The organism is Bacteroides luhongzhouii (assembly GCF_009193295.2).
In the GTDB taxonomy this organism is placed as follows: domain Bacteria; phylum Bacteroidota; class Bacteroidia; order Bacteroidales; family Bacteroidaceae; genus Bacteroides; species Bacteroides luhongzhouii.
In genome coordinates this window covers 1,392,876-1,417,036 of the sequence record NZ_CP059973.1, presented here as the reverse complement: position 1 = coordinate 1,417,036, position 24,161 = coordinate 1,392,876, and the positions used below count along the sequence as shown (strand labels likewise).

Below are 24,161 nucleotides of genomic sequence, written 5' to 3'. Positions count from 1 at the left end.
AACCTTAATCAATGTTTTAAATTCAATTCCATTATATGCTCTCCCGCTTCCAAGTTTACTACACGCTCTCCCTTCACATTGTCGGGTGCATAAAATGTAGCAGTGCTATTTGCCGGGACAGTTACATGATAGATAATACGATTCTTTTTACGTTCCCATTTAGAACAAATTTCTCCATAAGGCGACTGATGTTTGGCTTCAAACTCTTTTAATTCACTGGGGAAATTAGGGCGAAGGAGAATATGCTTGAATCCGGGATTCTCGGGGTCGGGGAAGATTCCGCCCAATCCTTTATAGAACCACCCGCCAATTTCACCGAACATCATGTGATTGTCCGAGATGTCGCGCGTAGCATTCAAATCCCAGTTCTCCAATAATGTGGTAGCACCATTGGCAATCCAACAGCCCCATGACGGATAAGTGTCTTGTGCAGCCAATTTATAAGCTGTTTCGGCTTCACCATTCTCACTTAACGCGTTCAATATAGCTTTTGCACCCAACACACCTACATCCAAGTGAAAACCCGCAGCTTCTACCTGCTTGGCCAGATTCCGGGCAACTTTTCTCTTTAACTCTTCGGGAACGATCCCCCATTGCAAGGGAACACTCTGTTCTGTCTGAACTCCGCTACCATAAATGCCTGTTTCTCTATTCAGAAACTTATCATTAATTGCGTTCTTTATTTTGTTGGCAAGAGCAGAATAATATTCATAGTCTTCCGTCTTATTAAACATCTTTGCAGCATTGGCAAGTATCTTAGTATCTACATAGAAATAGACAGAAGAAGTCAGTTCTTTCGAAGAATGTGACTTTACGGGCACCCAGTCGCCTCTTCCCCATGAAGTTAATCCGGTCGGGCTGGTACGATCCACATAGTCTACATATCGCTTTATATTCTCATAGCAGTCCGCCAACAGTTTATTATCACCATAAAACATATAAATATTCCATGGAATGATGGCAATAGTACTTGTCCAATCCAAGCCATTATCTGTGCCATATCCCCAACCTCCTGTAGGGATAATATCGGGAAGTACGCCATTAGGCTGTTGCTCGTCTCTATGGTCGGCAAGCCATTTCTCATAGACGGTGATACCGTCATAATTGTACAATGCCGTTTCAATAGCAAAATGACCGTCACCGGTCCATCCATTTTTTTCACGTTGGGGACAGTCGGTAGGATAACCCATCAAATTAGATAAATAGGCATTATTCGTAGCCCACCAAAGGCGATTGATAAGCGCATTCGAAGTATGAATCTCTCCTTTTTGCGGAACATCACTATGCACAAAATAAGCATTCAGACTATTCTCATTCAACATAACAGGTTTAGTGCTTGTCACTTCCACGTATCTGAAACCTTTATAATTGAATCGTGCCATAAATTCATCCTCTCCCTTTCCACTCAAAACCAGCATATCCGTTTGAAAAGGATCGGAATCATCAACAGGACGATGATACACATCGATATTCGACGTATTCACTCGTCCGTTATCATACAACCGTTCGCCATGTTTCAGCCTCAGCACAGTTCCTTCTTCTCCGGCCACTTTGATGCGGGTGACTCCTGCTATATTACGGGCAAAATCGAATACATACGTCGTGTCGTTAAGCTTCTTCCACGTCTTTACGGGTATCGTTTCTACTGCACGGATCGGCTGCACTTGCTGAGACACTACATTCTGTGAAGGAACAGCCCTATATCCTACTCCATTCCATTTGGAATCATCGAAGTTGACAGTGTTCCAGCCCTTCTGTTCCAGACGGGCATCGTAATGTTCGGCTGTATAAATGCTATTGAATATCAACGCTCCTGATGAAGTTTTCCAGTCTCGCTCCGTAGAAACAACCTCAACAGAACCGTCTTCATAAGTAATCCGCATATCCATACAGAAAGCCGGCCGATTGCGCCATGGTGCACGATGGAAGTCCCACACAGCCATTGACTGATGATTATACCATCCATTACCCAGCAATACTCCAATCGCATTTTTCCCTTTTTGTATTTGGGAAGTAACATCATAAGTGATGTAGAAGTTACGCCGGTCAAACCGGGTATATAGCGGGTCCAAGCGATGATTTCCAATCTTCTCACCATTTATATACAGTTCATACAAGCCTGCTACAGCAATATATGCTCTTGCAGACCGAACCTTCTTCTTTGCATCAAACACCTTCCGGAAATAGGGAGCCGGACGATAATTAATATCTCTGTTATCTCCAATCCAAGTCCCTTGCCAGTGCTCCATCCCCATCATGCCCGTCTCGAAACTATTAATATCCGAAGAAGATTTAACTCCATCCTTATCCCAAACATTTACTCTCCAATAATACTTGGTAAAAGGACGAAGTTCCTGTCCGGAATAAGTAATCAGCATCTGTTCGGAGTCTTTTTTACCCGAATCCCAAGCGTTTCCTTTTCCTGCGACCAATTCAAGAGAGTCTTTGTCTACGGTGACTTGATAAGCCGTCTGCCGTGCCCCTTTCCTAGTATCATTCAACATCCATGAAAGCCGGGGAGCAGGATTATCTATTCCCAAAGGATTCACCAAATAATCACAAACTAAGTTCACTGGTTTGCAGCTGCCTGATTCCTGCGAAAATGCTGCTTGCAGCATCAAAAATAGTAGTCCCGGTAATAATGTCAATCGTTTCATTTTATCAAAAAATTAATTTGTATTTTCTTTCAATCGGATGTTATATTGTATCGTGGGCTAAATTACGAAAAATTGCATACTCAATTATGAATATAAAGTGGTCGGTTAGCAGATAAATGCTTTATCGGATTATTTACTTCATCGGGCTATCTTCAACTCCTGAACAAGATTGCCCGCCTTACCGTATTTCTCCATAATAAAGAGCATATACCGCACATCTACTCCGATGCAACGCTGCAAGTCAGGTTCAAATACGATATCACTGCTCATTGCTTCCCAGTTACCATCGAAAGCCAGCCCAAGCAATTCTCCCTTGGCATTAAACATGGCACTGCCGGAATTACCGCCTGTAATATCATTATTAGAAATAAAACAAACATTCATATCTCCCTGTGCATTGGCATATCTTCCGAAATCACCGGAAGAAAGCAAACTCAACAACTCTGGCTGGACGGCAAAGTCAATATCACCCGCATGTTCCTTCACCTTCTCAAAGATGCCTTTCACAGTGGTATAATAATCGTAAGTGGCTCCATCAAAGGGAGTATATCCCCCAACTGTTCCGAAACTAAGCCGCATGGTGGAATTGGCATCCGGATAAAAATTCCGATCGGCATACATACGGCGCATGGCAGCGTTGAACAAGCGTTCCCCTTGCTCTATCTGCTCGGAAGCTTCGGAAATACTCTGATTCATCTCATAATACTTCACGATCAGATCCAGACTCAAAGAAACAGCCGGATCCTCTATCAGATTATACGTAGTATCCCGTTCCAGAAAACGTTTTAAACCCTTAGGGGATGTTATACAGGAAGTTGCATACAAAGAGTCCACATAAGCCTGAATATTCCCGTTATAGAGCGTATCAATCTTTTCATACATAGCAGGCAGATACTTCTTATCCACTTTCAACTGATACTCTTTGAGCATGGCAGCAAAAACCTCCTTATCAATGGAAAGATCGAGATTATCATATTTCTCCAATAGCTTCTTCATGCGGGTAATCACCAGCTTCTCCTCGGCCTCAAAGTCGAAATTGAGAATTTCAAGAGCAAGCTGCACCAATTCGGGACCATTGATAAACGATTCGCCGAAATAAGCCAACGCACGATTTGTTTCCCGGCGATTACTATAACTCAACTCCAAAGAAGAAAATAAACGAATCAGTCTCTCTCTTTCTTCCGGATGAGACTGAATCCAGTCACGAAGGGCTGCTTCAGCCGCCCGTTTCTTTTCCAATACCTTCAGATGCTTGATAGCTTTGTTTGTTCCGATGCTATTCTTCCAATAATTGGAGCTTTCATCGTATTTTGAAGCATACTTGATACGAATATCCGGACGACGATCCATCTCCCGTTTCCAAACCGTTTGTTTTACTCCCCGCACATCAATCATTGCCTGGTTGATTCCATTCATCATCTCTTCGATACCATACGAAGAAAGATACCGTTCCGTACTTCCCGGATAACCAAGTGTCATACAGAAAGAACCTTCTTTGTATCCATCCAATGAGATGGGTGCTACATATTCAGGGTGATAAGGGACGTTGTCAGGAGAATAATCGGCCGGACCATTCTTCGTATTGGCATAGATACGAAATACACTGAAATCGCCCGTATGCCGCGGCCACATCCAATTGTCCGTATCCCATCCGAACTTCCCGACAGAAGAAGGAGGTGCAAAGACTAAACGAACATCGTTATAATCACGATAAACGGAAAGCCAGAATTCATTACCTGCATAATAGGCATCTACGATACCGGTCAGCGTAGAATCTTTTTCGGAAACTTCCATACCGATTACATTCATGATCGAATCGACAGCTACACGGCGTTCTGTTTCCGTTTTAGCATGACGGGCGGCAGACAATACCCGTTTGGTAACGTCTTCCGTACGAAGCAGAAAACGGACATACAACTCCGGATTCGGCAGCTCTTCGTCAAGGCTATGTGCAAAAAAACCATCTTTCAGATAATCATGTTCCACAGAAGAGTGTTGCTGGATACTGCTAAAACCACAATGATGATTGGTAAATACCAGACCGTCTTCGGAAACCACCACTCCCGAACAGAAACCTCCAAAGCTGACAACAGCATCTGAAAGAGAGGGTTTCTTCGGATTATATATTTTATTCACAGGCATCCGCAAACCAAGTTCTTTCATTACCCGGTCTGTCTGTTTGTTCTTGCGGAGATTTCCCAGTAGCCACATTCCCTCATCGGCAAATACATTCGACAGACAGAAGGAAAAGACTATCAAGACGGTTAGTCTGAATTTCATATTGCTATTTTTAGATTCATTATTCGGTAATCAGCCTCAACTTTTTCGTACCTACACGGGCTTTCAGCCATTCGCTGATTTTCTGTTTCTCGGCAGCAGACGGATGTCTGTCGAATTTCAAAACAGCCAATGTTACCGTATCGGTCTTCATCGAGTCAACCCGTACTTCGAGCGAATGAGCAATGGAGAGCGTAGTGATGGAAGGGTAAAGCACTTTCAGTTCGGGCACTAATCTACGACTCATTGCATCGTATGTTCTGTATTGCTCCAGCGTTGTCTCCAGTTGGGAAATCTTCACCGCTTGTTGCTGAAGTCGCTGCTCGCTGTTTTTGTAGAAGTCTTCCATGACCATGGCACGGATAGAAGTCACATCTACCGCTTCATTGTTCATCCCTTGCAATACAACCAGCTTCGTATCTTCCAACTTATATTCTTTCATCTTGCTACGAGCAATAGAAATCGAAGCATCGGGCACTTCAGGACCAATCAAAACAACCCGCACTTCTTTATGTTCATAGCTGATCTTTTTATCAAGTACCTGTGTATTTTCAAAGCTCAACTGATCGCTAATAAAACGATTGGCTGCCGCCTCATAGAAAGTGCTTTTTATAATTCCAAATGTCAGATAAACAGCCGGACACATGGTAAGCACCACAATCAGAACGATGTATTTACGTACGGTCTTCTCACGGGTTTTATCTACAAACTCTTTCCGTTGGAAATGCATCACACGAACCCCAAGGAAAGTAGCCAGACTAATAAAAACAGAGTTGATGAAGTAAAGATAAAAAGCACCCAGGAAATAAATAAGATTACCGGAAGCCAATCCGTAACCGGCCGTGCAAAGCGGTGGCATCAATGCAGTAGCAATGGCAACACCCGGAATCACATTTCCTTTTTCCTTGGTAGAGAGAGCTACCACGCCTGCCAAACCACCAAAAAGCGCGATGAATACATCATAAATAGTGGGCGATGTACGTGCCAGCAGCTCTGACTGTGAACCGGCAATAGGAGCAAGAAGGAAGAAGATAGTAGCCGTTGTCACACTGAAAGCGGTCGTTATGAGAAAGCTCTTTAAAGAGCGCTTCATTAATTCGAAATCGTTCAGTCCGACAGAGAGTCCTACTCCCATAATAGGCCCCATCAGCGGAGAAATCAACATGGCACCGATAATTACTGCGGTAGAGTTTACATTCAATCCGAGTGATGCCATAAAGATGGCAAAAATCAGGATCCATAAATTGGCACCTTTGAACTCTACACCTTTACGGATAGAATCTACGGTGGCCAGTTCGTTATCCTTGTCTTTTTTCAAGTCCAGATATTCTCCCAGAAAGGACTTGATAGCAAACTTATTACGTTCATCTGTCTTCATAGTTATTTCTTCTTTATAAAGCGATTAATAACAGGAATCTGACTCAATGGTAAATCCTTCTTGATAATATAAGCTATAAATAGCAATAAGAGTACGGTACGGAAAGCGAGACGAAGCACTAGATTAGAGATAGGCACCTGTTCTCCAATAACGTAGAGTGCCGCTGCCAGCAGAACATAAAGCCCGAGGCTTTTCAAATCATAACGAATCGGGTATTCTTTCTGTCCTATCCAGTAGGATAACAGCAAGATTACCGCATATCCTGCAACAGAAGCCCATGCCGAAGCAAGATAGCCGTAAACCGGCACAAATAATATGTTCAATACAACAATAATGACACAGCCGATCACCGAGAAGTAAGCTCCCCAATAGGTCTTATCCGTCAGTTTATACCAAAAGGACAGATTAAAATAGATCCCTTTACAGATTTCTGCAAGCATCACAATAGCTACTACTCCAAGACCTTCCCAGTAACCTTTTGCCACGAGGTAACGCAGCAAATCGAGGTAGAACATTACAGCAAGGAAAGCCAGCAACGAGAATATAAGAAAATATTTCATCGCAGCCGCATACATTTTCCGGTTATCCCCCTCGCGGTCTTTGCCAAATACAAACGGTTCGTAAGCGTAACGGAAAGCCTGTGTAAACATGGCCATCACCATCGCTATTTTACTGGTTGCCGCATAGATACCCAGTTGTACCAACCCTTCCTGTCGATCTTCAAAGAGAAACGGATAGATCATCTTGTCTACAGTCTGATTCAGAATACCTACCAAACCTAAGATTAATACCGGAAAAGAGTATACTACCATTCGCTTCAGCAACACCCGGTCCAACTTATAAGCAAATCCTGTCAGTTCGGGAATAAAGAAGAACATCTGAACAACCGAAATTATCAGGTTGCTAATGAAGATATATCCCACCAGATAGTCCGGATCATAAAACCAAGAGACGGTTGCCGGACAATGTACATTCAGCCACGGACACACCAACAGGAAAAACAGATTCAAACCGATGCCGCCAATGATAGAGAGCAGTTTGATAGCCGCAAACTTGACAGGACGTTTCTTGTATCGCAAATAGGCAAAAGGAATGCATTGAAAAGAATCTAAAGCTACCACAACAGCCATCATCGCTATAAATTCCGGATGATCGCCATAATCCAGCAAATTGGAAATCGGTTGCAGGAACAACAGGCAAAGGAGAACGAAAATCAAAGATACGCCTCCCACTGACAATAGGGAGTTGGCATATACTTTCATCGGATCTTCCCCCGATTTATTGGCGAAACGGAAGAATCCCGTTTCCATACCGAACGTAAGCAGTACGAGCATCAGGGCTGTAAACGCATACACGTTTGACACCACTCCATAACCTCCGGTGACAGCCGGCAATACGGCTGTATACAGGGGTACCAGCATGTAGTTAAGGAATCGTCCGACAATACTACTCAGCCCATAAATTGCAGTATCTTTAGCTAATGATTTTAGTCCAGCCATGTTTTATTAGTAATTATCATTCAGATTGGTTCAACGTTTCTTCTTTTGCTTGAACAACCAATCCATAAATCCGGGATAATTGAAAGCCGGATTCCAGCTTCCATGATTACAACCGGGAAATTCAATATATTCCACATCTGCACCGGCAGCTTTCAATGCTTTATATGCTTCGCGAGAACCTTTCACCGGAACGACGTCATCCGCGTCTCCATGAAAGATACGGAACTTCACATCCTTGGCAGCCGACAACCGGCTCGGATTGACTATACCGCAGATAGGAATTGCAGCAGCAAAAATCTCCGGATAGCGTATTACTAAATCATACGTTCCCATCGCTCCCATTGAAAGGCCGATAATATAAACCCGTTGCGTGTCCACTTCGGGCATCACCAGATAAGAATCGAGCAACTGTTTGAGTGTTTGTAATATAGGACTAATCTCCTGTCCTACCGGCATTTCAGCAGGTATAAAAGACTTCGGACGTTCCGTATAAGCCCAGTAACCATCTGTCGGACACTGCGGAATCAGAACAAAAGCAGGATACTTTTCTTGATTGACCGGATTAAGAAACATCTGCCCGCCATGAGTCAATTGCTTCTCATTATCATTTCCCCGTTCGCCGGCTCCATGCAAAAACAGCACGAGGGGGTACTTCTCACCCGGTTTCACCGATTCGGGGTGAATCATCCGGTAAGGTAAGGAATCTCCTTTAGAAGAAACAAAAATATCTCTTCCATATCCCTGTTGAGCCGATAGAGAAAGGCTCAAAAAGAGAAAAACAAATAAAGTAGTCCATTGCTTCATCATCCAACTATCCTTTATAAAGTTCTTTTATACCGTTTGCATCAGTCATTGAACAGCGTTTTCTGACTGTTATAAAGACTTCTTCCCAAATGTTTATAGGCAAGTTCGGTCACCTCACGTCCACGGGGAGTACGTTTCATGAATCCTTCTTTTATCAGGAAAGGTTCGTAAACTTCCTCGATGGTTCCCGCATCTTCTCCCAAAGCCGTAGCAATGGTCGTTATACCGACAGGGCCGCCTTTAAACTTGTCTATAATTGTACAGAGTATCTTGTTGTCTATCTCATCCAGCCCGTATTTGTCGATATTCAATGCTTCCAGCGCAAACTGGGCAATCTCCGTATCGATAGAACCGGTGCCTTTCACTTGTGCGAAGTCACGTACCCGGCGGAGCAAAGCATTGGCAATACGGGGTGTTCCACGACTGCGGGAAGCAATCTCCGATGCTGCACGTACCGAGCAAGGTACATCCAGTATGGATGCAGAACGGCGGATGATATTACTCAAAATATCATCGTCATAATACTCCAAATGAAGGTTAATACCAAAACGTGCACGAAGCGGAGCCGTCAGCAGACCGCTACGCGTGGTTGCACCAACCAGCGTGAAAGGATTCAAATCGATCTGGATGCTGCGTGCCGAAGGTCCCTTATCGATCATAATATCGATGCGATAATCTTCCATGGCCGAATAAAGATATTCTTCCACTACGGGCGACAAACGATGAATTTCATCAATAAAAAGTACGTCGTTCGGTTCGAGGCTGGTCAATACACCTGCCAGGTCACCCGGTTTATCTAGCACCGGACCGGAAGTTACTTTAAAACCGACTCCCAATTCGTTGGCGATAATATTTGAAAGAGTTGTTTTTCCTAATCCGGGAGGGCCATGCAACAGCACATGGTCGAGTGCTTCGCCACGCAAGCGTGCCGCCTTCACAAAAATGCGAAGGTTTTCCACCACCTTGTCCTGCCCGCTGAAGTCTTCAAAGCTTAACGGACGGAGTGCATTCTCGAAATCCCGTTCTTTTGAAGTAAGCTGATGTTCGCGTATGTTAAAATCTTCCTGTTCCATTTATTTTTTGAAAAGTAGGAGACAAAGATAGAGATTTACATTCATTTTCAGTATAAGAAAGACGAAGATTTAGTTTATTTGAAACGTAATAACTACTTTTGCACTATCTATATACACGCTATCAACTATGGTTCTAAATTACATTTGGATAGGATTCTTTGTCGTCGCCTTTATCATCGCCCTTGTAAAAGTGATTTTTCTGGGAGATACGGAGATATTTACGGCTATCATGAACGCTACATTCGATTCTTCAAAAACAGCATTCGAGATATCTCTGGGACTTACAGGCGTACTGGCTCTTTGGCTGGGCATCATGAAAATCGGAGAAAACAGTGGATTGATTAACGCACTGGCTCGCTTTCTTAGTCCGGTGCTTTGCCGACTGTTTCCGGATATTCCTAAAGGGCATCCGGTGTTAGGATCCATCTTCATGAATATGTCTGCCAATATGCTTGGCCTCGACAATGCAGCCACTCCATTAGGGCTGAAAGCTATGAAAGAGCTGCAGGAACTGAACCCGAAAAAGGACACTGCTTCCAACCCGATGATTATGTTTTTGGTGATTAATACATCCGGTCTCATTATTATTCCGATCAGTATCATGGTGTATCGTGCGCAAATGGGGGCTGCACAGCCTACGGATGTATTCATTCCTATTCTGATAAGTACTTTCATTTCAACTCTGGTAGGAGTCATAGCAGTGAGCATCGCTCAAAAGATAAATTTAATAAATAAGCCTATTCTCATTTTAACGGGCATTATTTGCCTTCTCTTTTCCAGCTTGATTTACTTGTTCCTAAGTGTCTCACGAGAGGATATGGGCACCTATTCTACGTTGATAGCGAATATTTTGCTGTTCAGCGTCATCATCCTGTTTATATTGACGGGAGTCAGGAAAAAAATCAATGTATACGATTCGTTTGTGGAGGGGGCTAAAGAGGGGTTTACGACGGCTGTACGCATCATCCCTTATCTGGTTGCTTTTCTTGTAGGAATTGCAGTGTTCCGCACTTCGGGAGCAATGGATTTTCTGGTGGGAGGCATCGGCTATATAGTAGGTTCATGCGGAGTTGACACGAGCTTTGTAGGTGCACTGCCTACCGCATTGATGAAATCGCTTAGCGGTAGCGGTGCGAACGGATTGATGATCGATACGATGAAAGAACTAGGACCGGATTCGTTTGTAGGACGTATGAGTTGTGTAGTACGTGGAGCCTCGGACACCACATTCTACATTCTGGCCGTTTATTTCGGCAGTGTAGGGATTACCAAGACCCGTAATGCGGTGACTTGCGGTCTGATAGCAGACTTCTCGGGTATCATAGCCGCTATCTTAATCAGTTATTTATTTTTCTTTTAAATCATAACATTCAATTATGGCTGTAACTTATCAAACAGAAGGCGTAAAAATGCCTGATATCAAGAAACGTGAGACTACGGAATGGATAAAGGCCGTAGCTGCTTCTTACGGGAAAAGACTCGGTGAAATCGCTTATATCTTCTGCTCGGACGAAAAGATTCTGGAGGTAAACCGTCAGTATCTGCAACATGACTACTACACGGATATTATTACTTTCGATTATTGTGAAGGCGATCGTCTATCAGGTGACTTATTCATTAGCCTGGATACGATACGTACCAATGCAGAACAGTTTGGTGCCTCATACGAAGACGAACTACATCGTGTGATTATCCACGGAATTCTTCACTTGTGCGGCATTAACGATAAAGGTCCCGGAGAACGGGAGATAATGGAAGCTGCGGAGAATAAGGCATTGGCTATGCGACAAGCGTAAGCAAGCCTCAACTGCAAACGATTTCAATAAACAAACGGTTTACTAAAACAGACTATACTGCAACATACTGTATAAATACTGTATAACGAAGACGCCTCATCGTAATCACTACGACGAGGCGTTTTCATTAGCAACGTAATGCTAACACTAATTTATTTAAGAGAGAGAGAAATTTACTATTTTATCTCTACCGCTTTATTTATACGATATATCAAAAGCTCATAATGTGAACGATCAGCTTCAGGCATAGCCGAAATACTCTTTTCCAACATCTCTTTCGTACGCATCAACAGATCGAAATAATATGCAGCAACTTTGGTCTGATTCGTATAAATAGGCGGAACAGAAGAGAAGCCACTTATTTCTTCAGGAGCCTGCAAAGAACGCAAATGATGTTCTACATTCTCTCCTTCACGTAAAGCTGTCAGATTAATTTCCGACTTCCAGGTATCAGCAAATGACGTCTTTGAAGCCTTAAAGCTACCAATAGGTGCAGTTACCGTAGAGGTGGAAATGATACTTTCCAGAAAAGCTGTCTGCAGAGCTTTCTCAACATTATCCAACGGACGATGTTTCAGGGTTCCTTCCCATACTACATTGTAAATGTCATCCAAATATTCGGAAGCCGTATAAGCAGTTTCCGGGAAACGTTCCGTACACACTTCGATATAAGGCAAACGATTAAAGATATTCTTGAATATATCCAAACGCATCATATCGGTCTTCTTATCAGCAATTGTGAAATCTGTAGCACGAGCTGTATTCTCTATCCAATCCAGATCTTTTGCCAGGCTCAAAACCCTGTTCAATGCTGCTTTTTGTTTCTCACGGTCTACCATCGAGTAACTCGGAATCACATCTTTCTCACGAATATCATTCAGATAAATACCACCGACATACGAAAGAACCGCATATACACGACTGTTCAATCGTTCGCAAAGTGCCGAATATACCCGCTTACGCATTGTCATATCCTTGTCTCCTTTTGAAAACCAAGTATAATAATTCTCACAACCGGTACGGATATTGGAAAGCATATAATCAAATGACTTCAAATGATCGTCTCCCAAGCCGCCACGACTATTACGAGGATCTGAATCGAAACGAGACTGACTACGTATATAAGCATAACGAGGATCTCCTGTGTGTTGACGAATCCAGCTATCCAAGATAGCTTTCTCTTCTTGTAATGAAGAAGCGTAAATAGGCTGATACAGATATTTAATAACCAACTCATCATACGGTCCAGGGTTCGTATTAACCAAACGCACTCCTTTCCGTACATCATCTGCCGTAGCCACATCATTAATCACTACCCCTCCCATAACAGAAGAAGCCAAACCATACTTTTGTGTGAAGCTGGCAGAACGCAAAGAATCTACCGGATAAGCAACAGAAGCTCCCCAATTCGGAGCAAGTCCCAATCCTGTCCCTACAGCTTGAGCAATAGCAGCCTGAATCAACTCGCCCTGTATCTCTTGTGGGAAAATATCAGTACGGACGCGAGGATCAACCGCAGCAGTTGCCGCAATACGATCCATATATTGCACACTGATCATATTTGAATTGATCAGAATAGAAGCATTCAATATCTCCCCTGTACGAGCATCTACATGAAGCGTCGTTTGTGCACTATTCATCCACGAAGCAGAATAACGGATGGTCATACAATCCAAACTGTACGCATTAAACAAAGTATCATTTTTCGGAAACTCCTTCACACAAATCACATTCTTAAAACCAACCTTTTCAAAAGCTTTATTCCAAGATTCTGCTCCAGCTTTAACATAAGAATGCCACTTAATAGGTAGCAAGCTATCAATATAGAATACTAATTGCTTCTTCGGTTCCACCAGTTCCCCCCGACGGTAAGCAGCAGAATCCGAAGGTTCAATCCGCCAACGTTTTGCATAACGTATATTCTTCACCTCTTGCCCAGCTCCGACAAAGTCACTCTTCAACTGTGTATTCAATCCAAGACGTGAATCAGCCAGACGGGGAGTCATCGGCTCTTCCGACAAGACACATAACATCTTATTTACCACAGCCGTCAACGGAACATTTTCATACATACTATAAGCTCCCATCAAGGTATGGTTTACCTTATATACCAGTTCTTCACGAACGGTAATATTATCTCCTGAAGCGGAAACACCCAAGATAGACGATTTATCAGATTCTAATGAGTGGTCGCGAGATACAAAACCATAATAGCCGTTAGCTGAAGTCGATGGGAAAGGTTTAGTAAAAGCCGAACCTTCCAAGAATAAACTTTTCATATTCACTACAAGAGCCGAACTATCCGGTGTACATGCCAATACTTTAAAACTCTTGAAGATACCCGGATTATGTGAATTATTCAGTGCACGGGCAATATCAGAGTCACCACTTGTATTGACAGGTTTGCTCAACAAAGGCATACGTGCCACGATTGTAGAATCGATCATCTCAAAACGCAAACGTACATCTGTTCCTCCCAACTGTCCCGGTGCACCTTCCCCACCGTCACTCGTATTTTCTATAGAGGAAGTCAGCAACAGTTCCCGCCCTAACATAGCAACCGGAAACTCAACATACACTTTATCTTCCACCTTATGAATAGTCATCAGCCCATGAGCTGTCTGTACCTTCTTATCCTTGAAAAGCTTCTGATAAGGTGTTAATACTTCTTTTTTTTCCTCTTTTTTCTTCTTTTTAAAAGGCCAAAACGCATTTCCGTCTTGTGGCAGGCAACACATAAAAAGAAGCAATAAACAAAGTATCTTACTATATCTATTTCTCATACTTCCTATCATTTTAATGCCTGGTCAATTTTGTACAACAATAAGCGATAATGACGTTGCGTATCAGCAGAACCAGTAGAAGCGCTTGCTGCAACCAAGCTGCGGATTTTCTTCAGCTCACCGAAATAAACGTGTTCCATCGGTTCCAACGGAGCCTTTAAATCAACATCATCTTCAAAACCGCTAATTTCCTCCAAACGGGCTGCCTGCATCTCAGCATGCTTATTATTAAAACATCCCATAAATTCTTCTGAAATGATACCAAAACGCTCACGCGAAGCAGCCTTCAGCCATTCAGGAACCTTAATAATGTCATACATGTCCGTAATACCTTTACGAGTCGCATTTTTAGCAACCCCAGTTACAGAGCCCTCTATCAATTTTGTCAAATAATTCATCTGCAGACGCATCTCCGTATCTGTCAAAGTTTTACCAGCACGTGTTGATGCCCATACAAAACGTTCAATGTCCGCCAAGTATTCCTTTTGAGTATAAGGAGCGGATGTAGCCTTATTCGAACAGATAGAAACAGCACCACAACGAGATAAAATACCATCAATAATCGCATCCTCCATTTGCATAGCTACAGAAGTACGGATAGGAAACTCCTTCAAGGTTTCATTCGCATCCAACCAAGAAAGATCTTTCAACTCATTCAGCAAGAAATTCAAAGCCTTCTTCTGTTGTTCTTTCGACACAGTTTGATAACTCGGACGCTGATCTCCGTCATAACGTTCATTCAAATAAATACCTCCGATATCTGCCAATACGAAGCTTAAATAGCGTATATATCCATAGACAATTTCATCATATAAGGCAGTACGAAACTCAAAATCCTTATCTTTGTTTGCTACCCATTCATTAATATGTTTCAGGATATATTGCAAATTACGACGCCCATACTCTGAAGCTTTCACTGGATCATCCCCCAAATCTTCTTCTACGGAACTCGGATCGAAACGACGTTTGAACTGCTGCTTACCATAACGATACTTAGGATCACCCGATTTCTCACTGATCCATTTGTCCAGTATAGGAATTTCTTCTTCAGATGTTTTTGCTTCAAATATTGGTTTATACAACCAAGAGATCGCATAATAATCATAAGCACCAAGTTCAGGAGGTGTCATACGTACTCCTTTTTCCTTATCGCCCGGCTGTGCTATATAGTTATTACGTGCATAATCCATGATAGAATAAGTCGTTCCATATTCCTGAGTAAATTTCGGATCACGCAACGACTCTACAGGAATGGAAGAAGAACCTGCCATATTGTGCATCAGAGACAAAGTATGCCCTACTTCATGAGAAAGTACGTAGGCGATGCAGTCTCCCAATAAGTCTTCACGCAACACCACATCACGAACATCCTTATCTGCCGGGGCAGTTTGTAAGAAACGCCAGTACTGAACCAACTGCACAATATTATGATATACCGTTACCGATGCGTTTATAATTTCTCCTGAGCGAGGGTCAATCCAAGAAGGTCCCATTGCGTTGGCTACTGTAGAAGGAGCATAACGAATACAAGAGTATTTTATGTTTTCCGGGTCAAAGTTAGGATCGTTTTTAGGAAAATCCTTTGCCACAATCGCATTCTTGAAGCCAATCTTCTCAAATGCTTTCTGCCATACCTCAACTCCTTTATGGATATATTTATTCCAACTCAACGGAAATGCATCATCAATATAGAAAATAATAGGCTTTTTAGGTTCTACCAATTCTCCACGTAGATATGCGGCAGAATCTGACGGTTCAAGATTCCAGCGATGAGCGATATGGCGAGTACGCAATCCACGTCCTTCGGAAGCAAACTCAACAATAGAGTGTTCGAAAATACCAATACGCGGATCGGCATAACGATGGCGCATCGGTTTTTCCGGCAATAAGATAAAGCTACGGTTCATCACAGCCGAGAAAGGCATATTTTTTATCGCATAACTTCCTTTAGCCCCTACGCTTACTTTATAAGTCAATAAGGAACGGACACAAATATTGTCCTCAAAGCCTTTGATGCCTTGTATAAAAGAACTTTCCTTTTCAAAATTCTTATCAATACTCCCTCCCATCATTTCTATCAATGAATAAGGAGAGAAAGGAGAAAGCATTTTCTTATCGCTCAACAGGTAACCGGTCATATCAAACACAACGGCAGTACTGTCATTATTGTAAGCCTTTATCTCGAATGTCTCGGCGATAGCAGGCATTGTGCTGCTCTGCAAACGTTTTTTAATCTCCCGGTCGTCAGAGAATTGTCCGGCCTGCACACGGCGCAATGTAATTGTTGAATCACGCTGCACGAAACGAATCAAAAAAGGATCACCAGACTTCTCACCTACGCATCCAAACTGATTATCCGTTGTTTCTGCAATTGTAGATCCCAACAGGATGTCCCGGTTTAGAATTTTAAGCGGTAACTCAAAGTAGACCTTGTTGTCAAACTGATGAAGAGTAATGAAACCTTTAGCTGTCGTTACTTTCTTGTCTTTAAACAATTTGTCGTACTTGGTTTCTTTTTTCTCTTTCTTCTTTGCAGTAGCCTCCGTAGAAGCTTTCTTCTTGTTTTTCTTCTTTGCTACAGCGGGATTAATCATAGCCCCACACAATGCAACTAAAAGAAATAAATACAGTTTCTTTCGCATATAATCTTAATTTCAATGTTTTCTCTTTAATCCCAAGAACCATAGTCACGTGCTCTTTCACGCTTATACAGAACCTGTACTATTTTTCCTAGACCTTCTTCCTTAAACAGGACTTTCTTCTCACTATCACCTTCTTTAATGATTTCCTCCAAAACAGATAAACTCAAATCCAATACATAAAATTCTCCATTTTCCAGCCCTACTCCTGCATGGCCTTCATAAGCCCCCCCTCCAGTATCAATACCGGTTATCGGGGCATCAAATGTAGCAAACTTTATTAATTGTTTGCCTTTATCACCATTAAAGTAATACAGATAAAGATCGTTATCACTACTCAACAATAAATACGGACGACCGGAATTCTGATAATAACAAAGTGCATATACATTTTTCGTACTTGCATTAACGATATCCGCAAATGGGACTTCCCGCAAAGGAGTAGTGATATAAGCACCGGGAGCGTATTTTCCGCTACAATCATCAACTTCAAAATGCTGTATAAAAAAGCGACTATCTTTTTCAATAACAGACATATAGCCAATAGAGCCACCTCCTTGTCCATAAGGACCGACACAGGCTCCGATATAGTGCACCGTATACCCCGTCATATCATCAAAAGGATCGCTACTATCCCATGTTTCCAACGCTAACACATTACCGGAATAATATTTATCTACCATCCCACTACCAATAACAAGAGTACTCGCTTTCAGGTCTGTTATATGCAAGTATCGATTGGAATTTTTATCATAAGCTAGTACTCCTCCGTGTTCATAAAATTCTGGGGTCATCGCTATCATTGTACCGTCTATTGGCTGTCCATTATATGACAGAACTCTATCATCCAAAAAGTAATTGGAGTTGAATAGATTCAGAGACTCTTTCACACGAGTATAAATCTCTCCGTTTCTCCCGATAGCCATTGAAAGATAAACCATATCATACACCCGTTGTGGTTCAAATCCTTGTGGATAGCCACCATTAATAAACATAGCAGGCAGATAGCCTTCCGTTTGATAAGAACTTCCGGAAACATCGACACAGCCTTGCCCACCTTGCTGAGTAATCCATAACCAACTGGTATTATCTTCACCACTCCCCCATGGAGAAACAAAATGCTGGCTCATAAAAATCGGCTTGCCACCCAAAGTAGCCCCACCATTAGAAAGACCATATACATCCTTTGTCACTACACATGTGTATTTTTGATCTTTCGTAGTAGGACGCATATACGTTAACATCGAAGTCCCGTCTTCCTTGGCGGAAAGCGTTACCCAGCCATCTGTTGTATAAGGGGAAATCACAGACAACAGCGCAGATCCGAAATATGTAACTCCGGTAGTCTGGTCTTTCACTGCCAAACGCAGATCTTTATACTTTCCATCTTTATCAACAGTCCAGTTCAATACCCGTTCTGTCGCTATCTCCTGTCCATCAAATGTCCATAGATAAGTTAAATTTTCCGTTTCCTTTCCTGTTGAGAACTTCAATTCAGGAGTTATTTTCAGCACATCACCTAATACACAATCGCTACTTTCCAGTGGAATTCCCACTGTAATATCATTCATTTGCTCGTAATCATAATTTCCTTTATCCTCATAACAAGATGACATTAACGACCCTAAAAGTATAGCCGTCGCTAACTTCAATTTTATCCTCTTCATATTCATTTCATTCGTCAGATTAATAAATAGGTACCGTCATCGACTTTCCGTTCTCTTCTTTCAGGCCATATTCGGCAATAGCATCCTTCAAACGCAGGGCACACCGACGTCTCTGTGATGCATTCAGTTCTCCGAAATTGAGAGCCTCTTCACCTCCATATTGCACCAGTGCCCTGTATTTTGCCCGAGAATAAGTACCAAGATAAACATTCGTCACTTCTTTATCCCACCACAACGGTTGACTTTCTACATTGTTGAATACAATCCGAATTGTATCATAATGTAAGATACTCCCTCCAAAATAATCATTAGGTTCTATTTTCAGAAGAAGCGATACATCTTCTGTCAGGTTTTCCGTTTTTATTAACTTAACCTCCAATTCATCCGTAGCAGAATTTGCCTTAAAACTAGGTGCTTCCGGCAAAGAATAATTTTCAGCTAAAGCTGTTGTCTTATCCGCAAGAATTCCGATCTTATACGGAGCCGGACTCGAAAAAGGATCACCGACCAACCCCATAGCTATCTTTACAGTTAGTTCATCATCAAGCGGATAATTATTGAACGACACATTGACAGACTTGTCTTCTGTGCCTTTCAATTGGCTAAAATATAAATACTGATCACCATGATAAGACTTTATCTCGTCTTCTGAACAAGAAAAAAGACAGCAAGACAAAAACAATAATAAAATAAAGGATTTCATGTGTATATTCATAATCAAAATAATTAACTTATTAAATTTCTTCATTCTCCGGACGGTCGAACACAAATTTCACTCCATCGGCAAAAGAATTATTATTCAGTCGTTTGTACTGAAAATATAATTGGCCCTCACCTATCAGTTCTTTGCGGATTTCTTTCAATAATTTACTGATGAAGTCATCCAGTGAAATAATATTAGAAGTATTTGATATTATACCACGAGCAGAACGAACTGCATCCAGCATTTTTCCTGCTTCAATAAAGTTTGCATTACGAGCGTAATACTCTGCCATAATATAATACATCTCACTCAAACGGATAACCGGAATCATGTCGTAACCATCTGTTCCCTCTGCCAATGTATACTTCTTGGAATATTGAACACTTTCCTGATTTCCTATCATAGAAGAACTTCCACGCTGATCTTCCTGAGAACCTTCAAAAATGCTGCTTCCGCTGAAGAGAAAGCGTGTTTTACTATCAGAAGTTATAAAAGGCTTGAAATCATCGGTCAGCGTTTCATTCGATACTGTAAAAATCAAACTTTCAGAGTCTTTTACATCTCCTCCCAATTCTGATGATCCGACAAACCCAAAGAGAAGCCTATCATTATGAGTAGCTTTCACCACTGCTTCTGCACAATCAAAAGCCTTTTTATATTCCTTCTCCCACAAATAGACTCTTGCCAATAAAGCTGTAATTGCGTAATAGTTCATACGATAGCCACGGTAAGCAAAGAACACTTCTTCCGGAAGCTCACTGGACATACCGCGAGCAAACATGCGATAGCTAGTCTCCATCCATTCGGGATGCTCTTCGATATCACATTTCGCCACCAAATCTCTTGCTTGTAGCAAATCGCTCTCTATCTTCTTTAATATTTCCGTATTTGTATAATATGTAGTGCTAATCACAGGATATGAGTCTACATAAGGTATATATTTCTTCCCGTCATCCGTTTCCATAGAAGGAGCGAACAAACGCATGATGTCAAAATGAAACAACGCACGTAAGGCCAATGCTTCACCCCAAATCATATTTCTTTCCATTTCCCGCTCTTGGAAAACAGACAAATCCGCCTCACTTACCTTGAATATCAAGTGATTACAACCGGCGATCCCATTATAAGCAGTAGACCAAAAACCGGAAATAACAGACTTCACATCTGCATCGTCATATTTATATCCGGCAGCCTTATAGTAGGTAGAAGTCCTCTCCATAAAATCTGTCAGATATTGCTGACCAAGTACCTCTATAAATCCCCAACTCAAGTTCCGTCCATAAAAAGAACTTTCGCTAAGTTTCAAATAGAGCCCATTCAACGCATTACGATATCCATCGCCTTTGCTAAACATGTCTTCCTCATTCACTTCATTACTTGGAGAAACATCCAACCAGCTACAACTGCTCATCGTCAGTAACATAACAAACAACGAACACACTATATTTCTTTTTCTACTCATCATTGTTCTACTTAAAATAAATCAACTTACAAACTCATTTTTAATGATAATGCAAATGAACGTGAATAAGGATAATCTAACCCACGTTCCGCACGAACAGTTGATGCCCGAAACAAATCATTACCTGAAAGTTCCAATCGCAACATGCCCAAATGATACTTCTTCAACCAAGAAGTATTAAAATCATACCCTAGCGTCAATGAGTTGAACGACAAAACATTATAGTCCTGAATAAAACGACTGGTAGGCCGTGTCGTTGCAATCAGTTCTGTCTGCAATTTACCATAAGGTGTCCGGTCACCCAGATTCTGCCAACGACCGTCCAATACGCGGCGGTCTACATTCTGAGAAGAAATACGGGCATTCTCCACTTTACTTACCAATGTTGAATTGTAACGCTGCCCGCCAAATTCATACATAAAGGTGGAAAATAATGTAAAATTCTTCCATCGCAGATTCACCCCGAATGTACCTTGTGCCTTAGGTTCTTCGTTACCGATAACCACTTGGTCCGCTGCACTCCAATCGTATGTTATGGATCCGTCTCTCTTAACAAAGATTTCCTGACCATCTGCCGGATTAATACCTAAAGAACGAACTCCGAATATAGAAGTCAATGAGCCACCCTCCACATACTGCAGATGTGTATTGGCATAATCTACGTTGGTTCTGTTCCAGGCATCATCATAGTTGTCATATTTAGCTAACACTTTGTTATTATAGTCTTTCAAACTATCAGAGATTTTCAGTATCTCGTTTTTATTGTGGGCGATGTTCGCAAATACAGCAACAAACCAGTTTTTTGTATTCAGAATTGTACTCCTCAACTGAATTTCGACACCTTTATTCATCACCTCACCAATATTATCCTTATAGGAAGTGAAGCCTGTCGAACTTGGCAAAGTAACATTGTTCACCAAATCTACCGTTTTCTTACGATAATAAGAAAAATCCATTTGAAACAAACCATTGAATAAATCCAGATCAACACCTATATCCCAGTTACCTGTTTTTTCCCATCCCAGATTGGAATTACCTAATGCAATCAGAGAAGCGCCAACACCTGTTTTATACCAATTATCATTCACAATCCGGTACATGGTCTGAGCATCATAAGGAGAAAAGTTAACCTTACCCGTCACACCATAAGTAGTACGTATCTTGAAACGATTAAGCCATTCCCAATCCTTCAGACTCTTATAGTTGTGAACATTAAGCCCAACACCACCAGAGAAGAAAGGAGCAAAACGTTTATCAGAGCCAAATTCCGAATTACCATCAAAACGAACAGATACGTCTGCCAGATAAACATCATCGTACGAATAGTTGAAAGTCCCCAACGCACCTAACAAACGGCTCTTTGCATCGGAAGCAGAAGGGTTACCATAAATAGAATGTGCATATCCTGGAGAAGAAAGGGAACCAGAAGGAAAACCACGATAAGAAATCGCAAGCCCGTCTCCAGTACTTGAAGTAGCATTTACACCTGCCAGGAAGTTCAAACTATTCTTTTTAATAGTACGATTATAAGACAATGTCATTGTAGCATCCCATCCTACACTTTTATTTGTCGTAACATCCAACTGTCCGGATATCACATTGGTAAGCCCAAGAATCTCAGCATTCTTTTTTGAACGCGGATCCAAAAAGTCGTTTGCTTCCGAATTGGACTTTGTGATGCTAAATTGCCCTTTTAACAGCCAATAGTGATTAATATTCCACAACAACTCAACATTATTGATTAACTCCCATGATTTATCGCGGCTATAATTACCAAGTGTAGCCTCATACAAAGGATTTTCCGAACCGCTTGTGCCGTTCCAGCCATAAGTTGTCTTCAGATAATTTCCAAATTCATCCTGATATTCATCATAAGGCAGTTTGGACGTATAATCAGAAAAGCTGCCATAAGGAGAATCTGCCGAATTCGTGTAAGTATATGAGAAATAATTACGTAGCTGGAAAGAGCCCAAACGATAAGATAATGACAGACCGGCAGACATACGGTCGCGATAGGATTCCTTCATCACACCGGCATCCTTATTATAAGAAAGGTCAACTCCCCATCGTAAATCATCTGTTCCACCATCTAAATAAAGACTGTGCTTGTGGTTAAACACAGTACGCAAGGGCTTTGACAACCAATAAGTATCTACACCACGAACAACATTATTCAATTTCTTATTATAAACTCCATCCAATGACGCTTGATCGGAAACAAATGTATTACTTTCCGGATCAGCTTTAAACAGTCCTGCCGCAACTTCTGTCTGCAATTTTTCCCGGGCGTTCATTAAATTATAATCCGTTAGATCCGGATATTCCAATGTACCGGTAAAATTATAATTTACATTAATTTTTCCCGGCTTCGGAGTCACAGTTGTAATAATAACCACCCCATTAGCAGCACGTGAACCATACATAGCTGTAGCGGCCGCATCTTTCAAAATTGTTATACTTTCAATACGGCTCGGGTCCATATCATACAGTTTTTGTACACTGATTTCAAAACCGTCCATAATAAACGTAGGAAGATTCGGATTATTCTTTAATGCCGATTTTGAGAGACTCTCCGCGTCCAGTTCTGTTGTCCCGATACCGGAACGTCCACGGATGTAAAGCTCGGGGACATTGTTAGGGTTCGAGCCGGCTAAATTGTTCTCCGCAATACGGAATGAAGGGTCGAACACCTGCAAAGCACCCAGTACGTTTGTCTTTGAAACGGACATCAATTGATCGGCAGATACCGTTACAGACGTACCTGTAAAACTGTTCTTACTGATTTTCGCATAGCCGGTCACCACCACTTCATCCAATTGCTTTGAGTCCGGTTTCAACCGAAATGTATGCGTCTTGTCCAAATTCAACTTTGCGGTATTAATCTCTATTGGTTGCATCCCGACGAAAGAAATACGCACAATAACCTCCTTGTTAGGCAGCCCCAAAGAAAAAGCCCCTTCCGCATCTGTCATCGTGCCGATATTCTTCTCTTTCCCTATAATCAGAACAGTAACACCGGGCAAGGGTTCCCCTCCTTCGTCTACAACAACTCCAGTGAAAGTTTTTTTCTTCTCTTTTGGCTGTTGATATACAATAGTCACAATATTGCCTTCAATCTCGTAAGTATAGCCTGTATTAGCCAATACTTTATCCAAAACTTCAGTGATAGGTTGCCCCTTACTTTGGATCGTGATACGAGACATACTCTTTACTTGCTCAGTGTTATAAATAAAGTTCAAGCCTGTCTGAGCTTTCACTGCATCAAAAAACTCTTTAACTGATGCAGACTTTAAATTAAGGGATACTTTCATTGAATTAGACTGCGCTGTTGCCGATATCGGTGCGAACAACAGAAAAATAATACAGAGAGACATCACAATACGCTCTCTGGCCCTTTTTATTTGCATGGACTCCTCCTTTTTT

At 41.8% G+C, this 24,161-nt stretch carries 14 protein-coding genes; 2 read left to right on the top strand and 12 right to left on the bottom strand.

Annotated features, from left to right (window positions below):
• Window positions 1-8: 8 nt before the first annotated feature.
• From GD631_RS05195 to ruvB, 6 genes are all read right to left on the bottom strand, one after another.
• The gene (locus GD631_RS05195) at window positions 9-2,657 is read right to left on the bottom strand and encodes a glycoside hydrolase family 78 protein (RefSeq protein WP_143256661.1); all 2,649 of its coding nucleotides are present in this window, start codon (window positions 2,655-2,657) and stop codon (window positions 9-11) included.
• A gap of 138 nt (window positions 2,658-2,795) precedes the next feature.
• On the bottom strand, window positions 2,796-4,937 hold the full coding sequence (locus GD631_RS05190; RefSeq protein ID WP_143256660.1) for a S46 family peptidase: 2,142 nt from the start codon (window positions 4,935-4,937) through the stop codon (window positions 2,796-2,798).
• A gap of 19 nt (window positions 4,938-4,956) precedes the next feature.
• On the bottom strand, window positions 4,957-6,312 hold the full coding sequence (locus GD631_RS05185; RefSeq protein WP_143256659.1) for a TIGR00341 family protein: 1,356 nt from the start codon (window positions 6,310-6,312) through the stop codon (window positions 4,957-4,959).
• A gap of 2 nt (window positions 6,313-6,314) precedes the next feature.
• Window positions 6,315-7,811, bottom strand: a complete 1,497-nt coding sequence (locus GD631_RS05180) for an oligosaccharide flippase family protein (protein ID WP_143256658.1) — start codon at window positions 7,809-7,811, stop codon at window positions 6,315-6,317.
• A gap of 30 nt (window positions 7,812-7,841) precedes the next feature.
• Window positions 7,842-8,618 (bottom strand): carboxylesterase family protein, encoded by a 777-nt coding sequence (locus GD631_RS05175; protein ID WP_185911580.1) that lies wholly within the window; start codon window positions 8,616-8,618, stop codon window positions 7,842-7,844.
• A gap of 38 nt (window positions 8,619-8,656) precedes the next feature.
• Window positions 8,657-9,688 carry a Holliday junction branch migration DNA helicase RuvB gene (ruvB, locus tag GD631_RS05170; RefSeq protein WP_004313748.1) on the bottom strand — a complete coding sequence of 344 codons (1,032 nt, stop codon included), beginning with the start codon at window positions 9,686-9,688 and terminating at the stop codon, window positions 8,657-8,659.
• 127 nt (window positions 9,689-9,815) lie between these two features.
• Here ruvB and GD631_RS05165 point away from each other — a divergent pair, with 127 nt between their 5' ends.
• Window positions 9,816-11,048, top strand: a complete 1,233-nt coding sequence (locus GD631_RS05165; protein ID WP_143256657.1) for a nucleoside recognition domain-containing protein — start codon at window positions 9,816-9,818, stop codon at window positions 11,046-11,048.
• A 16-nt stretch (window positions 11,049-11,064) separates the two neighbouring features.
• Window positions 11,065-11,484 carry an rRNA maturation RNase YbeY gene (ybeY, locus tag GD631_RS05160; RefSeq protein ID WP_143256656.1) on the top strand — a complete coding sequence of 140 codons (420 nt, stop codon included), beginning with the start codon at window positions 11,065-11,067 and terminating at the stop codon, window positions 11,482-11,484.
• A 176-nt stretch (window positions 11,485-11,660) separates the two neighbouring features.
• Here the strand turns inward: ybeY and GD631_RS05155 are convergent, their stop codons facing one another.
• From GD631_RS05155 to GD631_RS05130, 6 genes are all read right to left on the bottom strand, one after another.
• Window positions 11,661-14,267: a zinc-dependent metalloprotease gene (locus GD631_RS05155; protein WP_143256655.1), complete on the bottom strand. Its 2,607-nt coding sequence runs from the start codon at window positions 14,265-14,267 to the stop codon at window positions 11,661-11,663.
• A gap of 8 nt (window positions 14,268-14,275) precedes the next feature.
• A complete protein-coding gene (locus GD631_RS05150) occupies window positions 14,276-16,861 on the bottom strand; it encodes a zinc-dependent metalloprotease (protein ID WP_143257069.1) in 2,586 nt (861 codons plus the stop codon).
• A 74-nt stretch (window positions 16,862-16,935) separates the two neighbouring features.
• On the bottom strand, window positions 16,936-18,573 hold the full coding sequence (locus GD631_RS05145; RefSeq protein WP_185911579.1) for a PKD-like family lipoprotein: 1,638 nt from the start codon (window positions 18,571-18,573) through the stop codon (window positions 16,936-16,938).
• Window positions 18,574-18,592: 19 nt separating this feature from the next.
• Complete coding sequence (locus tag GD631_RS05140; protein ID WP_229067639.1) at window positions 18,593-19,171, bottom strand: DUF4843 domain-containing protein; 579 nt, start codon at window positions 19,169-19,171, stop codon at window positions 18,593-18,595.
• A gap of 136 nt (window positions 19,172-19,307) precedes the next feature.
• Window positions 19,308-20,741 carry a RagB/SusD family nutrient uptake outer membrane protein gene (locus GD631_RS05135; protein ID WP_074705678.1) on the bottom strand — a complete coding sequence of 478 codons (1,434 nt, stop codon included), beginning with the start codon at window positions 20,739-20,741 and terminating at the stop codon, window positions 19,308-19,310.
• Window positions 20,742-20,764: 23 nt separating this feature from the next.
• Window positions 20,765-24,145, bottom strand: coding sequence for a SusC/RagA family TonB-linked outer membrane protein (locus tag GD631_RS05130; RefSeq protein ID WP_143256653.1), 3,381 nt, complete (start codon window positions 24,143-24,145; stop codon window positions 20,765-20,767).
• Window positions 24,146-24,161: the final 16 nt, after the last annotated feature.